At 62.2% G+C, this 15295-nt stretch carries 15 protein-coding genes and 2 tRNA genes; 16 read left to right on the forward strand and 1 reads right to left on the reverse strand.

The window, feature by feature from the left end; all coding sequences use genetic code 11:
- Positions 1-21: 21 nt before the first annotated feature.
- Positions 22-567, reverse strand: coding sequence for a PAS and helix-turn-helix domain-containing protein (locus tag AB4Y31_RS04290; protein WP_018440696.1), 546 nt, complete (start codon positions 565-567; stop codon positions 22-24).
- Between the two features lie 269 nt (positions 568-836).
- Between AB4Y31_RS04290 and AB4Y31_RS04295 the strand changes: the two genes are divergently transcribed.
- From AB4Y31_RS04295 to AB4Y31_RS04370, 16 genes are all read left to right on the forward strand, one after another.
- Positions 837-1541 (forward strand): CoA transferase subunit A, encoded by a 705-nt coding sequence (locus AB4Y31_RS04295; RefSeq protein WP_018440695.1) that lies wholly within the window; start codon positions 837-839, stop codon positions 1539-1541.
- 1 nt (position 1542) lies between these two features.
- Entirely contained in the window at positions 1543-2184 is a 642-nt protein-coding gene (locus tag AB4Y31_RS04300) for a CoA transferase subunit B (protein WP_018440694.1), read from the forward strand.
- A gap of 87 nt (positions 2185-2271) precedes the next feature.
- On the forward strand, positions 2272-3219 hold the full coding sequence (locus AB4Y31_RS04305) for an alpha/beta fold hydrolase (protein WP_368672849.1): 948 nt from the start codon (positions 2272-2274) through the stop codon (positions 3217-3219).
- Between the two features lie 112 nt (positions 3220-3331).
- The gene (locus AB4Y31_RS04310) at positions 3332-3685 is read left to right on the forward strand and encodes a RidA family protein (protein ID WP_018440692.1); all 354 of its coding nucleotides are present in this window, start codon (positions 3332-3334) and stop codon (positions 3683-3685) included.
- 77 nt (positions 3686-3762) lie between these two features.
- Positions 3763-5994, forward strand: a complete 2232-nt coding sequence (locus AB4Y31_RS04315) for a bifunctional (p)ppGpp synthetase/guanosine-3',5'-bis(diphosphate) 3'-pyrophosphohydrolase (protein WP_020566180.1) — start codon at positions 3763-3765, stop codon at positions 5992-5994.
- A gap of 75 nt (positions 5995-6069) precedes the next feature.
- A tRNA-Val gene (locus AB4Y31_RS04320) sits at positions 6070-6146 on the forward strand.
- Positions 6147-6461: 315 nt separating this feature from the next.
- Positions 6462-8369: a threonine--tRNA ligase gene (thrS, locus tag AB4Y31_RS04325; protein ID WP_026229667.1), complete on the forward strand. Its 1908-nt coding sequence runs from the start codon at positions 6462-6464 to the stop codon at positions 8367-8369.
- A gap of 51 nt (positions 8370-8420) precedes the next feature.
- Positions 8421-8942 (forward strand): translation initiation factor IF-3, encoded by a 522-nt coding sequence (gene infC / locus AB4Y31_RS04330; RefSeq protein ID WP_083925609.1) that lies wholly within the window; start codon positions 8421-8423, stop codon positions 8940-8942.
- A 238-nt stretch (positions 8943-9180) separates the two neighbouring features.
- Positions 9181-9378, forward strand: a complete 198-nt coding sequence (gene rpmI, locus AB4Y31_RS04335; protein WP_026229666.1) for a 50S ribosomal protein L35 — start codon at positions 9181-9183, stop codon at positions 9376-9378.
- A 28-nt stretch (positions 9379-9406) separates the two neighbouring features.
- Positions 9407-9766, forward strand: coding sequence for a 50S ribosomal protein L20 (gene rplT, locus AB4Y31_RS04340; protein WP_018440686.1), 360 nt, complete (start codon positions 9407-9409; stop codon positions 9764-9766).
- Positions 9767-9911: 145 nt separating this feature from the next.
- On the forward strand, positions 9912-10925 hold the full coding sequence (gene pheS, locus AB4Y31_RS04345) for a phenylalanine--tRNA ligase subunit alpha (RefSeq protein WP_368672850.1): 1014 nt from the start codon (positions 9912-9914) through the stop codon (positions 10923-10925).
- A 32-nt stretch (positions 10926-10957) separates the two neighbouring features.
- The gene (gene pheT, locus AB4Y31_RS04350; protein ID WP_368672851.1) at positions 10958-13390 is read left to right on the forward strand and encodes a phenylalanine--tRNA ligase subunit beta; all 2433 of its coding nucleotides are present in this window, start codon (positions 10958-10960) and stop codon (positions 13388-13390) included.
- Positions 13391-13456: 66 nt separating this feature from the next.
- A complete protein-coding gene (locus AB4Y31_RS04355) occupies positions 13457-13867 on the forward strand; it encodes an integration host factor subunit alpha (RefSeq protein WP_020566179.1) in 411 nt (136 codons plus the stop codon).
- A gap of 55 nt (positions 13868-13922) precedes the next feature.
- The gene (locus tag AB4Y31_RS04360; RefSeq protein WP_368672852.1) at positions 13923-14333 is read left to right on the forward strand and encodes a MerR family transcriptional regulator; all 411 of its coding nucleotides are present in this window, start codon (positions 13923-13925) and stop codon (positions 14331-14333) included.
- A gap of 60 nt (positions 14334-14393) precedes the next feature.
- Positions 14394-14470: transfer RNA gene (locus tag AB4Y31_RS04365), tRNA-Pro, on the forward strand.
- A gap of 178 nt (positions 14471-14648) precedes the next feature.
- The gene (locus AB4Y31_RS04370; protein WP_368672853.1) at positions 14649-15029 is read left to right on the forward strand and encodes a hypothetical protein; all 381 of its coding nucleotides are present in this window, start codon (positions 14649-14651) and stop codon (positions 15027-15029) included.
- Positions 15030-15295 lie beyond the last annotated feature (266 nt).

Below are 15295 nucleotides of genomic sequence, written 5' to 3' on the forward strand. Positions count from 1 at the left end.
GGCTCGCGCTGCTTCCTTGGCCTAATGGCCAAGCAGCCGCTGCAGCAACTCCGTCGCGTTCCCCGTACCGAACTTGCGCATGAGTCGCGCGCGATAGATATCGACCGTGCGCGAGCTGATATCGAGCGCGCGGCCGATCTGCTTGCTCGTCTTGCCCGTCGCGAGCTGCGCGGCGACTTCGCGCTCGCGCGGCGTCAGCTCGACGGCGACTCGGCGCGTCGCGCTCAAATCCTCGAACGTCCAGACTCCGGCCGCGAGCGGCGCGTGCCGCTCGAGCGCGCGCCCCGTGACGTGACACCAGAACAGCTCGCCGTCGGCGCGTTTCATGATGCGGTCGTCGGCGTAGCTGCCGTGGGCCGTCATGATCGGCGCGATGCGCTCGCCGATCCGCTCGAATTCGTCAGGGGACGGATAGAGCACGCGAAACGATTGTCCAATCAGCGATGCACGATCGCAGCGGAAGATTCGCGCCACCGCGTCGTTGCAATCTTCGATGACGCGGTCGCGCGAAAGCACGAGCCCGATCGGGGCGAGATGGAAAGCGGTCTGATAGTCGAGTTGCGCCATGGTTTGCGGTGCGGTGGCCAACGCCCGGGTCGTTCAGTCGAGGCGGCAGGGCGGGCCTTTCACTTATGTAGTTTTGCGTATTGTGCCGCAAGCGCGGGCCGTCTTACCCTGACGCCGAACATTAAAAGGGCGCGACAGACGCCCGCAACGGACTATTGCGAACCTGTTATTCGACATCGCAGGCCCTAGAATAGGGGAGCGCCGACTTTCGCTCGAGCCGAGCCGGCCGTTCCGGATTCAGGAATCCAAATCGTGGAAGGGACAATCACATGAACAAGGTCTATCCCAGCGCGTCTGCCGCCCTCGCGGACATCGTGAAGGACGGGCAGACGTTCGCCGTGGGCGGCTTCGGCCTCTGCGGCATTCCCGAAGCGCTGATCGCCGCGTTGCGCGACTCGGGCGTGAAGGGCATCACCTGCATCAGCAACAATGCGGGCGTCGACGGCTTCGGCCTCGGCCTTCTGCTCCAGACGCGGCAAGTCAAGAAGATGATTTCGTCGTATGTCGGGGAGAACAAGGAGTTCGAGCGCCAGTATCTCGCCGGCGAGCTCGAGCTCGAGTTCACGCCGCAGGGCACGCTCGCGGAGAAGCTGCGCGCGGGCGGCGCCGGCATTCCCGCGTTCTATACGAACACGGGCTTCGGCACGATGATCGCCGAAGGGAAGGAAACGCGCCAGTTCGGCGAAAACCACTACGTGCTCGAGCATTCGCTGACGGCCGATATCGGCCTCGTCAAGGCATGGAAGGCGGACAAGTCCGGCAATCTCATCTACCGCCGCACGGCACGCAACTTCAACCCGATGTGCGCGATGGCGGGACGCATCACCGTCGCCGAGGTGGAGGAGATCGTCGAACTTGGCGAGCTCGATCCCGATGCGATCCATACGCCGGGCATTTTCGTGCAGCGGATCGTGCTCAATGCGCATCCGGAAAAACGCATCGAACAACGCGTCGTGCGCGCGAAGGGAGACTGACATGGCTTGGACCCGTGAACAAATGGCCGCGCGCGCGGCTCGCGAACTGCAAGACGGCTTCTACGTGAACCTCGGCATCGGGTTGCCGACGCTCGTCGCCAACTACGTTCCCGCCGGCATCGAGGTCTGGCTCCAATCCGAGAACGGCCTGCTCGGCATCGGACCGTCGCCGACGGAAGACGAAATCGATCCGGACCTCATCAACGCCGGCAAGCAGACGATCACGACGCTGCCAGGCTCGTCGATTTTTTCCTCGGCCGATTCGTTTGCGATGATCCGCGGCGGCCATATCAATCTCGCGATACTCGGCGCGATGCAGGTTAGCAAGACGGGCGACCTCGCCAACTGGATGATCCCGGGGAAGATGATCAAGGGCATGGGCGGCGCGATGGATCTCGTGGCGGGCGTGAAGCGCGTCGTCGTGCTGATGGAGCACGTGGCGAAGGGCGATCAGCACAAGATTCTCGACAGCTGCTCGCTGCCGCTGACTGGCGTCGGGGTGGTGGACCGGATCATCACGGACCTCGGCGTCATCGATGTGACCGACGCGGGACTGAAACTGGTCGAACTCGCGCCCGACGTAACGGTCGATGAAATTCAGGCGAAGACGGGTGCGCCACTAGACGTCAGCGCCGTGCATTGACCGATCGGCCGGCGGATTCCACGCCGACTGCAAGACGGGCGAGGCAGGCGCTTCGCCCGTTTTTCGTTTTTGCTACGAGGGTCGCTCATGAGCCAGTTGTCCAGCACCGAGTCCACGGCATCTTTCCCCGCGTCTTCCGGGGTTTCCAACCGCGCCGCGCCGCGCCAACGGTACGTCCAGTGCGCCAACCCGACGGGCCTGCACCGGATCGCCTATACGGAATGGGGCCATGCGGAAAACCCGCGCGTGCTCGTCTGCGTGCATGGCTTGACCCGCTCGAGCCGCGATTTCGACCGCGTGGCGGCCTCGCTGTCAGACGTATACCGAGTCGTCTGTCCCGATGTCGCGGGACGCGGGTTGTCCGACTGGCTGCCCGAGCCGATGCGCTACGGGATTCCGCAGTATGTGGCCGACATGGTCACGCTGATCGCCCGGCTCGACGTGGAAACCGTCGACTGGTTCGGCACGTCGATGGGCGGCCTCATTGGGATGTCGCTGGCTGGCCTGTCGGGCACGCCCGTGCGCAAACTGCTGCTCAACGATATCGGACCCCACATCGAGCCGGCGGCGCTCGAGCGCATCGGATCCTACGTCGGGCAACGCGAGCGCTTCGCGACGCGCGAAGAAGGCATCGGCCATGCAGCGTTGCTCGCGGCCTCGTTCGGCCCGCTGACGAGCGACGAATGGCGCGAAATCAATACGCCGCTGCTGCGCGAGCGCGAGGATGGCGCTTGGGAGTTTCGCTACGATCCCGCGATCTCCGTGCCGTTCAACGCGACGACACCCGAAGCCGGCGCGGCAGGCGAAGCGATGCTCTGGCGGCTTTTCGAGAGCATCGCGTGCCCGGTGCTCGTCGTGCGCGGGGCGACGTCGGACCTGCTTTCGCGCGAGACCGTCGCACAGATGGTCGAGCGCGGGCAGTCCGTCTCGAGCGTCGAGATGGAAGGCGCCGGCCATGCGCCGGCCTTTCTCGACCCTAGCCAAATAGCCATCGCCCGGCGGTTCTTCGTCGGTGAAGACGAGGCGGCGTCATAATATAGGTTCGGCCGCGGCGGGCGAGGGCATGAAGCGCGAATGCGCAACAAGGCGCTTTGTCGGACCCTGAAGCGCGGCCGGTAACCTTCACCTCGAACCAGGACCTCATCAAATGGCAGTCATTCGTCATCACGTCGGCAAGCGCCTCTCCGAAATCGCGATCCACAACGGCACCGTTTATCTCGCCGGGCAGATCGCCGAGGATACGACGCAGGACATCACCGGTCAGACGCGCGAAGTGCTGGGCCATATCGATCGCCTGCTCGGCGAGGCGAATAGCGACAAATCGCTGCTGTTGTCGGTGCAGATCTACCTGTCCGACATGGAAAACTTCGGCGGGATGAACGCGGTGTGGGATGAATGGGTCGCGCCGGGCGCGACGCCGCCGCGCGCTACCGTCGAAGCGAAACTCGCCAATCCGGAATGCCTCGTCGAAGTCGTCGTCGTTGCGGCTCAGAAGAGCTGATTGGGACGCTTGCGATCGATCGATCTCGCTGGCCGACATTGCCTGACAGATAGCGCAAGGTAACTCGCGCAGTGGCCATGATTACCGAAAACGACGCCGCCACCTTACCTTCGTTCGAGGATGCCATCGCCTTCGTGCGCGAGCACGCGGGCGACGCGCGGCTGCCCTCGGGAGAATCGCTCGCCGCTCATGCCGAGGGCACGGCCTCGATCGTGCGCAAGCTCAACGTCGATCCGCCGGCGGTGCTGGCGGCGGCGCTGTTCACGCTGACGCCGTGCCTCGACGATCCCGAGCACCTGCTTGCCGAACGCTTCGGCGAGGAAGTCGCGCAACTCGTCGCCAACGTGCGCAAGCTGCTTCGCCTCGGCACGTTGAGCCTGCACGCGGCCGCCCAAAACGTTCAATCGGAGAGCGGGAGCCGGGACGCCGAAGCCGAGCGCCGCGCCCAGATCGAAGCGCTGCGCAAGATGCTGCTCGCGTTCGCGCAGGACATTCGCGTCGTGCTGATCCGCCTTGCTTCGCGGCTGCAGTCGCTGCGCTACTACGCGGCGACGAAAACGTCACCGGGCATTGAAGTAGCGCGCGAAACGCTCGAGATCTACGCGCCGCTCGCGAACCGGCTCGGCATCTGGCAGCTCAAGTGGGAGCTCGAGGATCTCGCGTTTCGCTTCGAAGACCCGGAAACCTACAAGCGGATCGCGAAGCTGCTCGACGAGAAGCGCGTCGAGCGGGAGACCTATGTCGCGCGAGCGATCGAGCAGCTCGAAGAAGAGCTTGCCTCGGCGCACATCAAGGCCGAAGTCAGCGGCCGGCCCAAGCATATCTACAGCATCTGGCGCAAGATGCGCGGCAAGGCGCTCGATTTCGCCGATGTCTACGACGTGCGCGCGTTTCGCGTGATCGTTCCCGACATCAAGGATTGCTACACGGTGCTCGGCATCGTGCACAACCTCTGGCAGCCGGTGCCGAAGGAGTTCGACGACTACATCTCGCGGCCGAAGCCGAACGGCTACAAGTCGCTGCATACGGTTGTGATCGGCGACGACGGCCGCGCGTTCGAAGTGCAGATTCGCACGCAGGAAATGCACCGGTTCGCCGAGTACGGCGTCGCGGCTCACTGGCGCTACAAGGAGGCGGGCACCCGCGGCTATGGCGGCCAGTTCAGCGCGAGCGAGAAGTACGACGAGAAGATCGCCTGGCTGCGGCAATTGCTCGCGTGGAAGGACGACGTTGCCGAGGGCGGGGAAGACGCGAGCAAGCCTTGGGAGCAACTGCGCCAGGCAACGCTCGACGACGACCACATTTACGTGCTCACGCCGCAAGCACGCGTGATTGCGCTGCCGCAGGGGGCGACGCCTGTCGATTTCGCCTATCACTTGCATAGCGAGCTCGGGCACCGTTGCCGCGGGGCACGCGTGGACGGCGCGATGGTGCCGCTCAACACGCCTCTTGCGAATGGCCAGACGGTCGAGATCGTCGCGGTGAAGGAGGGCGGCCCGTCGCGAGACTGGCTCAATCCGCAACTCGGCTACCTGCAAAGCTCACGCGCACGGCAGAAGGTGCGCGCGTGGTTCAACGCCATCGATCTGCAGGAGAACATCGCGAACGGCCGGGCGATGGTCGAAAAGACGTTGCAGCGCGAGGGCAAGACGTCGGTCAGCCTCGATCAGCTCGCGACCAAGCTCGGGTTCAAGTCGCCCGAGGACCTCTTCAACGTCGTCGGCAAAGAGGAATACAGCCTGCGCAACATCGAGCAGGCGCTTTCGGAAGCGCCGCCGCCAGAGCCGCAGCCTGAAGCGCCCGCGCAGTTCGAAAAGCGCGGCAGCGGCGCCAGCGTCGCGCACGGGGCTTCGGCGGGCGTGCTCGTCGTCGGCGTCGATGCGCTGCTCACGCAGCTCGCGCGCTGCTGTCGCCCGGCGCCGCCCGACGACATCAGCGGCTTCGTCACGCGCGGCAAGGGCGTCTCAATCCATCGCAACGACTGTCCGATGTTCCAGCGCATGGCGGCACGCGCGCCTGAGCGCGTGCTGCAGACCGCCTGGTCCGCGGAAGTGCTCGGCGGGCGCGGCGCATCGGTTTATCCGGTCGACATCGCGATCGAGGCGCAAGACAGGCAAGGGTTGTTGCGTGACATCTCGGAGGTGTTCGCCCGTGAAAAGGTGAACGTCGTCGGCGTGAAAAGCCAGAGCCGCCGCGATACCGCGTTCATGCAATTCACCGTCGAGGTATCGAATTCCACGCAGGTTCAGCGCGCCTGCGCGCTGCTCGGCGAGGTCCCCGGCGTCGTGCGCGCCGCGCGCAAGAGTTGAGTCCCCCAACTTTTCGCGAATTGCAGAAAAGGGCTTGCCAAGCTTTGATAGGCTCCCTATAATCTCACTTCTCTCAGGCTCGTAGCTCAGCTGGTTAGAGCACCACCTTGACATGGTGGGGGTCGTTGGTTCGAGTCCAATCGAGCCTACCAACGAAATCACGAAGGCCCGGTTCGCTGGGTTTTCATGGAAGCAAAACACGCTACTCGTAGCGGACAAGGCGAATACGGTTATGACACCGCGAACGTTGACCGGAACTACTTCGGAGCGACGCTAGTCGAGGACCTCTTTCGCCCTTCCAAGTCTTGCTGTTTCAAAGTGAATGCGGCCCCTCGAAAGCGGGGCCGCATTTTTTTTCCCGCTTTCCCGCTTTCGCGCTGGTCGGTTGTTGGGTTTCGAGAATCTGCTGGTAGTCATCAACCGCTTGTTTTATCGCCGCGCGCGCCGCGGCAACCGGAGAGAACGCAATGGTTTCGATACGCCTGCCTGATGGTTCGGTGCGACAGTACGATCATCCGGTGACGGTCGCGGAAGTGGCGGCCTCCATCGGCCCCGGCCTGGCGAAGGCTGCGCTCGGCGGGAAGGTCGACGGCGAGCTCGTCGATACGTCCGCGTTGATCGATCGTGATGCCTCGCTTGCGATCGTCACCGAGAAGGACGCTGAAGGCCTCGACATCATCCGGCATTCGGCGGCGCACCTGCTCGCGTACGCGGTGAAGGATCTGTACCCCGAGGCCCAGGTCACGATCGGTCCGGTGATCGACAACGGCTTCTACTACGACTTCGCCTATCAGCGGCCGTTTACGCCCGAAGACCTCGAGCGGATCGAAAAGCGCATGCAGGAGCTCGCGAAGAAAGACGAGCCCGTTTCGCGCCGCGTCGTCTCGCGTGACGAAGCCGTGGCGTATTTCAAGAGTATCGGCGAGAAATACAAGGCCGAGATCATCGAGTCGATTCCCGCGAGCGACGAAATCAAGCTCTACTCGCACGGCGGCTTCACGGACCTTTGCCGCGGGCCGCACGTGCCGTCCACGGGCAAGCTCAAGGTGTTCAAGCTGATGAAGGTCGCGGGCGCCTACTGGCGCGGCGACTCGAAAAACGAGCAGCTGCAGCGAATCTACGGCACGGCCTGGGCGAAGAAGGAAGATCAGGACGCCTATCTGCACATGCTCGAGGAAGCCGAGAAGCGCGATCACCGCAAGCTCGGCCGTCAGCTCGACCTCTTTCACCTGCAGGACGAATCGCCCGGCATGGTGTTCTGGCATCCGAAGGGCTGGACGCTCTGGCAGCAAGTCGAGCAGTACATGCGCCGACGCGTGAACGCGGATGGCTATCTCGAGATCAAGACGCCGATGATCATGGACCGTTCGCTCTGGGAGGCGTCGGGCCATTGGCAGAACTATCGCGAGAACATGTTCACGACCGAATCGGAGAAGCGCGACTACGCGATCAAGCCGATGAACTGCCCGGGCCACGTCCAGGTGTTCAAGCACGGCCTGCGCTCCTATCGCGATCTGCCGTTGCGCTACGCCGAGTTCGGCTCGTGCCACCGCAATGAGGCGTCGGGCGCGCTGCATGGCCTCATGCGCGTGCGCGGCTTCGTGCAGGACGATGCGCACATCTTCTGCACCGAGGATCAGTTCATCGCCGAGTCGATCAAGTTCAACACGCTCGCGATGAGCGTCTACCGCGATTTCGGGTTCGAGCACATTGACATCAAGCTCTCGCTGCGGCCCGAGCAGCGCGCCGGCACGGACGAGATCTGGGACCAGGCGGAAGACGGGCTGCGTCATGCACTGACGGCCTGCGGTCTGCAGTGGGAGGAGCTCGATGGCGAGGGCGCGTTCTATGGCCCGAAGATCGAGTACCACATCAAGGATGCGCTAGGCCGCTCATGGCAGTGCGGCACGCTGCAGCTCGACATGGTGCTGCCCGAGCGGCTCGGCGCGGAGTATGTCGCCGAAGACAACAGCCGCCGCCGCCCGGTGATGCTGCATCGGGCGATCGTCGGATCGATGGAGCGCTTTCTCGGTATCCTGATCGAGCATCATGCCGGCGCGATGCCGGCGTGGCTCGCGCCGACGCAGGCTGTCGTGATGAATATCGCCGAAAGCCAGGCCGAATACGCCAGCGGGATCGCCCAATCGTTGCAAAAACAAGGAGTTAGAATCGAGGCCGATTTGCGCAACGAGAAAATTAGCTATAAAATACGCGAGCATACGCTCGAAAAGGTCCCGTATCTGCTTGTGGTCGGCGACAAAGAGCGTGAAGCACAAACGGTAGCCGTGCGTGCCCGTGGCGGTGTAGATCTGGGCGTCATGCCGATCGACACCTTCGTTGAGCGCCTGCGTCAGGACATCCAGGCCTTCAAGTGAAGCCACTGCGGCAGCGCGGCTCGTTTTTTTAATCTTTAGAGGAAACGGAACATCGCTACTGAAAAGTCGCATCGCATCAACGGTGAGATCACGGCACCCGAGGTGCGTCTGGTCGGAGTCGACAACGAACCGCTCGGCATCGTAAAACTGGCAGAGGCTTTCCGGCTGTCGGAGCAGCAGGACGTGGATCTGGTGGAAATCGCTCCCCAGGCTTCCCCGCCTGTCTGCCGCCTGATGGATTACGGCAAGTTCAAATACCAGGAAGCGAAGAAGCAACACGAGGCCAAGCTCAAGCAGAAGGTCATCCAGGTCAAGGAAGTGAAGTTCCGCCCGGGGACCGATGACGGCGATTACAACGTCAAGCTGCGCAACCTCGTGCGCTTCCTCGAGGACGGCGACAAGACGAAGATCACGTTGCGTTTTCGTGGGCGTGAGATGGCGCACCAGGAAATCGGCATGCGGATGCTCGAGCGCTTGCGCACGGACCTCGACGAGGTCGGTCAGGTCGAGCAGATGCCGAAGATGGAAGGGCGCCAGATGATCATGGTGCTCGCGCCGAAAAAGAAGAAGTGAGAAGACGTGCGGCGTGCCGGGCGGCTCTTTCGAGAGCCGCCGGTGCGAAGCGTGTCGTCGATTTATGTAGGGTAGGAAAAGCAGGTTTCGGAAACACACCGGGCTTCGAGGTGTTTCCTGAAAACGCGGCGGCCCGTAACGGCGCGCCGCAAACAAGTGGACTGGGTTTCGAAGGGCGGTTGAAGGGCTTTTTGCCGGCCGCACACCCATCGCCATCTAATAAATGGAGTTGTTCGTCATGCCTAAGATGAAAACCAAGAAGAGCGCTGCAAAGCGCTTCGTGGTGCGTCCGGGCGGTACCGTCAAGCGCGGTCAAGCCTTCAAACGCCACATCCTCACGAAGAAGACCACGAAGAACAAGCGTCACCTGCGCGGTTCGACCGCCGTCCATGATACGAATCTGGACGCCGTTCGCGCGATGCTGCCGTTCGCTTAACCTCAACCGACACTCATAGGAGAGAAACATGCCTCGAGTCAAACGTGGGGTTACAGCACGTGCCCGCCACAAGAAGATCATCAACCTCGCGAAAGGCTACCGCGGCCGCCGCAACAACGTGTTCCGCATTGCCAAGCAAGCGGTCATGCGCGCGGGCCAATATGCCTATCGCGATCGTCGCAACAAGAAGCGCGTCTTCCGTGCGCTGTGGATCACGCGTATCAACGCGGCCGTGCGCCAGCACGACATGACGTACAGCGTCTTCATCAACGGCTTGAAGAAGGCCTCGATCGACCTTGACCGCAAGGTTCTGGCCGATATGGCTGTCTTCGACAAGGCTGCTTTTGCCGCGATCGTGAAGCAGGTGAAAGCCGCCGTTGCAGCCTGATTGATAGACTGCGTGGTTCGTGGCGGCGATTTCGGCGGCAAGCCGATATCGCCGCAACAAAAACGGGGGCTCCTCACCGAGCCCCCGTTTTTGTTGGCGGGCAAAACATCGTTAAACACTTCTCGACGTTGAAATGAAGGGATCAATGGATCTGGATCAGATAGTTGCCGACGCGCACAAAGCCTTCGGCGAAGCGGCCGATAGTGTCACGCTCGAAAACGAGAAGGCGCGCTTCCTTGGCAAGTCGGGTGTGCTGACCGAGCTTCTGAAGGGGCTGGGCAAGCTCGATCCCGACGCGCGCAAGGCGGAAGGCGCGCGCATCAACGTCGCCAAGCAGCAGGTCGAGGCGGCGCTGACCGCGCGCCGCGAGGCGCTGGCCGAATTGCTGCTGAACCAGCGTCTCGCCGCGGAAGCCGTCGATGTCACGTTGCCGGGCCGCGGCCAGGGCGTCGGGAGCTTGCATCCGGTGATGCGGACGTGGGAGCGTGTCGAGCGGATCTTCGGCTCGATCGGCTTCGATGTCGCCGACGGCCCCGAAATCGAGACCGACTGGTACAACTTCACCGCGTTGAATAGCCCCGAGAACCATCCGGCGCGCTCGATGCAGGATACGTTCTATATCGACGGCAACGACGAGGGCGGCCGGCCGCTGCTGTTGCGCACGCATACGAGCCCGATGCAGGTCCGCTATGCGCGCAACAACAAGCCGCCGATCAAGGTCATCGTGCCGGGCCGGACCTATCGCGTCGACAGCGATGCGACGCACTCGCCGATGTTCAACCAGCTCGAGGGACTTTGGATCGACGAGAACATCAGCTTCGCCGACCTGAAGGGTGTCTATACCGACTTCCTTAAAAAGTTCTTCGAGCGCGACGATATTCTCGTGCGCTTCAGGCCGTCGTATTTCCCGTTCACGGAGCCGTCGGCCGAAATCGACATGAAATTCGAGGAAGGCAAGAACGCCGGCAGGTGGCTCGAGATTTCGGGCTCGGGCCAGGTGCATCCGAACGTGATCCGCAACATGGGCCTGGACCCGGAGCGTTACATCGGCTTCGCATTCGGCAGCGGTCTCGAGCGACTGACGATGCTGCGCTACGGCGTGCCAGACTTGCGGCTCTTCTTCGAGGGCGACTTGCGTTTCCTTCAGCAGTTCGCCTGAGCAGACCCAACCACATTCGAACGTAGACACTCATGCAATTCCCAGAATCCTGGCTTCGAACGTTCGTCGATCCGAAGCTCACGACGGATGAACTGTCGCATGCGCTGACGATGGCCGGACTCGAAGTCGAATCGCTGCGGCCGGCCGCGCCGCCGACTTCGAAGATCGTGGTCGGCCGCGTGCTGGAGGTCGTCAAGCATCCCGATGCCGACAAGCTCAACGTCTGCCAGGTCGATGCGGGCACGGGCGCGACGTTGAACATCGTCTGCGGCGCGCCGAACGTCGCCCCCGGCATCAAGGTGCCCGTCGCGCTGGTCGGCGCCGAGTTGCCGCCCGTCGAAGAGGGCGGGGCGCCGTTCCTCATCAAGCTGTCGAAGCTTCGTGGCGTGGAAAGTCAGGGGATGCTCTGCTCGGCGCGCGAGCTGAAGCTTTCGGAAGATCACAGCGGTCTGCTGATCCTGCCTGAAGACGCCGAGATCGGACAGGACATCCGCCAGACGCTGAGTCTCGACGACGCCATCTTCGAAATCAAGCTCACGCCGAACAAGGCGGACTGCCTTTCTGTCTTTGGCATCGCACGCGAGACGGCCGCTATCACGGGCGCGCCGCTCCATCCGCTCGCGATCGAGCCGGTGCCCGTCTCGCTCGACGAGACGCTGCCCGTCAAGATTGCGGCGCCGGAGCTCTGCGGGCGTTTTTCGGGGCGTGTCATTCGCGGCGTCAATGCACGCGCGAAGACGCCGCAATGGATGGTCGAGCGGCTCGAGCGTTCAGGACAACGAAGCATTTCCGCGCTCGTCGATATCTCGAACTACGTGATGCTCGAGCTCGGGCGTCCATCGCATGTCTTCGATCTCGACAAGATTCACGGCGGCATCGAAGTGCGCTGGGGGCGTCGAGGTGAGACGCTGAAGCTGCTCAACGGGAATACGGTCGAGCTCGACGAAACCGTCGGTGTGATTGCCGATGATCGCCATGTCGAAAGCCTCGCCGGCATCATGGGCGGCGACAGCACGGCCGTGTCGCTCGATACGACGAACGTCTACCTCGAAGCCGCATTCTGGTGGCCGGACAGCATTCGCGGCCGTGCGCGCAAGTACAACTTCTCGACCGATGCGGCGCATCGTTTCGAGCGCGGCGTCGACTACGCGACGACGGTCGAGCACATCGAGCGCATCACGCGTCTCATCATCGACATTTGCGGCGGCAAGGCCGGCCCCGTTGATGATCAAGCCGTCAATCTGCCGAAGCGCGAACCGGTGACGATGCGTGTTGCGCGCGCACAGCGAATCATCGGCGTGCCGGTCGCGGCTGACGAGATCGCGCAGATTTTTACGCGGCTCGGTCTCGCATTCGATTTCGACGGTGATGCATTCGCCGTTACGCCGCCGCCTTATCGCTTCGATCTCGAGATCGAAGAGGATCTGATCGAGGAAGTCGCGCGCATTCACGGCTTCGAGAAGATTCCGGCGCGTCCGCCCGTGGCTGCGAACGAGATGCGTGCGACAAACGAGATGCACCGGTCAATTCACGCCATTCGCCATGCCCTCGCGGCGCGCGATTACACGGAGACCGTCAACTTCAGCTTTGTCGACGAGGCGTGGGAAAGGGATTTTGCCGGCAACGACAACCCCGTGCGGCTGCTCAATCCGATTGCGAGCCAGATGTCCGTCATGCGTACGACGCTGATCGGCAGCCTCGTGAACGTCCTGCGGCATAACCTCAATCGGCGGGCGGATCGTATTCGCGTGTTCGAAGCGGGGCGCGTCTTCCTGCGCGCCCCGTCGTCGCCCGCGGGCGAGCTCAGCGTTGAAGGCTACGAACAACCGAAGCGCATCGGCGCGCTCGCGTATGGCCCCGTCGCGGAAGAGCAATGGGGGCTGCCGACGCGGCACGTCGATTTCTTCGATCTGAAGGGGGACGTCGAGGCGCTTTTCGCGCCGCGCGTCGCGCGCTTCGTGAAGGCAGAGCATCCCGCGCTGCATCCCGGCCGCAGTGCTCGAATCGAGATCGACGGTCGCGCAGTGGGCTGGATCGGGGAACTGCATCCTCGCTGGATGCAGCAATACGATTTGCCGCATGCGCCCATCGTATTCGAGATCGATGCCGAAGCGTTGATGCAACGCGCGCTGCCGACGACGACCGAAGTCTCGAAGTTTCCGCCCGTGCGGCGCGACATCGCCGTCGTCGTCGACCAGAAAGTCGAGGTGCAGGCGCTCATCGACGAGATGCAAAGGGCGCTCGAGGAAAGCGGATCGAAGCTCGTACAAAGGGTTGCGCTCTTCGATGAATTTCGTGCAAAATCAAGTACTTCCGGTGGCCTGGCGCCCCACGAGAAAAGCCTTGCCTTCCGCGTGACCCTGCAAGATACTGGCGGCACGCTGCAGGACGAGACGGTCGATGCGGTCGTCAAGACTCTCGTGGATCGTTTGGCTCGAGTCCACGGTGCGCGATTGCGGGGATGAAGCGCGTACCGCGACGGATCGGTGCTGGCGGATGTTGTCGGCACCGAATGGCCGCCGCTCTTAGACATGAAAGAAATGAATTCGAGTGATTTCGAAGCCCTTCTTGCGGCGCAGCGTGGCGCCATGATTCGCGAGATTCCGACACCGCCCGCGAGCGTTTCTCCGGAAACGCCCACCTTGACGAAGGCCGAACTGGCCGAATTGCTCTTCGATAACGTCGGGCTGAACAAGCGCGAGGCGAAGGACATGGTCGAGGCGTTTTTCGACGTGATTCGCGATGCCCTCGAAGGCGGGGATAGCGTTAAGTTGTCGGGGTTCGGTAATTTTCAACTGCGCGACAAGCCTCAGCGGCCGGGTCGCAACCCGAAGACGGGCGAGGCGATTCCGATTGCCGCTCGCCGCGTCGTGACGTTCCATGCGAGCCAGAAGCTGAAGGCGCTTGTCGAAAACGGCGTCGAAGCGAGTTTCTCGCGCTAAAAAAGAAGAACGAGGGGCCGCGCTCGGGCGTTCTTCACCACGCAGGTAGCTGACGATGACATCGACTGTCGAGAAGGTCGAGTTGCCTCCGATTCCGGCGAAGCGTTACTTCACGATAGGTGAGGTGAGCGAGCTATGCGGCGTCAAGCCGCATGTGCTGCGTTACTGGGAGCAGGAGTTCACGCAGTTGCGTCCGGTCAAGCGCCGTGGCAATCGCCGCTATTATCAGCACCATGAGGTGTTGTTGATACGCCGGATTCGCGAGCTGCTTTATGAGCAGGGCTTCACGATCAACGGCGCACGCAATAGGCTCGATGCGCGTGGCGGGGCGGTCGATGAGGCGCAAGAGCGGCAGGAGAATGCGCAGGCGCCGGCCACGAGTTCGGCGGCGGCGAATGCAGCGAACGTCGATGTCGAGCAGTTGCGCAAGGAGCTTCGTGCGGTGATCGAAATGCTGCGCGGGTAAGCATGCCGAACGAAAGATCGGTTCTAATCGATTGAAGTCTCTGTTATACTTTTGTGCTTTCGGGGCGTAGCGCAGCCTGGTAGCGTACCTGCATGGGGTGCAGGTGGTCGGAGGTTCAAATCCTCTCGCCCCGACCAAGTCAAATCAAGCAGTTAGCTTGTTACGGAAGACCGGCGAGAGCCGGTCTTTTTGTTTTCGCATACGCATTCGCGGACGCTACGCGGTTTCGGCAGCTCCCTCCTCGCCGCCCTCTCAGCTTCGGCCTCTCCCGTAAGAGACGCTATGATCCGAGCGTTCCATTGCGTCCGAGCCAACATGAAAGCATCCTTCGAGAAAGCCGACTTCATCCTGCGCGTCCTTACGTTTGCTGCGCTGATAGCCGGTGGCGGATGGGCGATTTATCAATATGAGTTGGCTGGCGCAACCGACTGGACGAACAACATCACGCTCGACACGAAAGTGCTCCAATATCGCGACGATCTCCGTCTTCTGGTTGTCCATGTTCGGTCTAAGAATCCGCGAAACTACGAGTTCGGCCTGCACAGCAAGAACGGCGACTCGTTCGAATTGCGCTTTCGCCGGATCGCGACGGACAAGAAAGAGAAGGCAGTAATCGACGAAGAAAGGCGAACTGCTCGCGAGGGTCGACCTGATGAGGAACACCGGGGGCGAATACCTGCTACTCCCCGGCGCTGAGATGGACGACATGCGCATCCTTGTCGTCCCGGCTGGCTCTATTGTTTCGATGACGGCAGAAATGCAGATTCATGACGGCACCACCGATAGGCACAGTAAAGCGGACGTGGATTTTATATCTGCTTCGACGGTCGTTCGTGTTGAACCTTAACGAACTATCCGGGAGCGGCGCAGGCACTGCATGTCGCCCGATAGCGACAATCGATACAATATCCGGCGCTCGTGACGGCTGAAAGGTGCGTGCACAACGAGATTCCGCCGAAAGA

Source organism: Trinickia sp. EG282A (assembly GCF_040965455.1).
Classification (GTDB): Bacteria; Pseudomonadota; Gammaproteobacteria; order Burkholderiales; family Burkholderiaceae; genus Trinickia; species Trinickia symbiotica.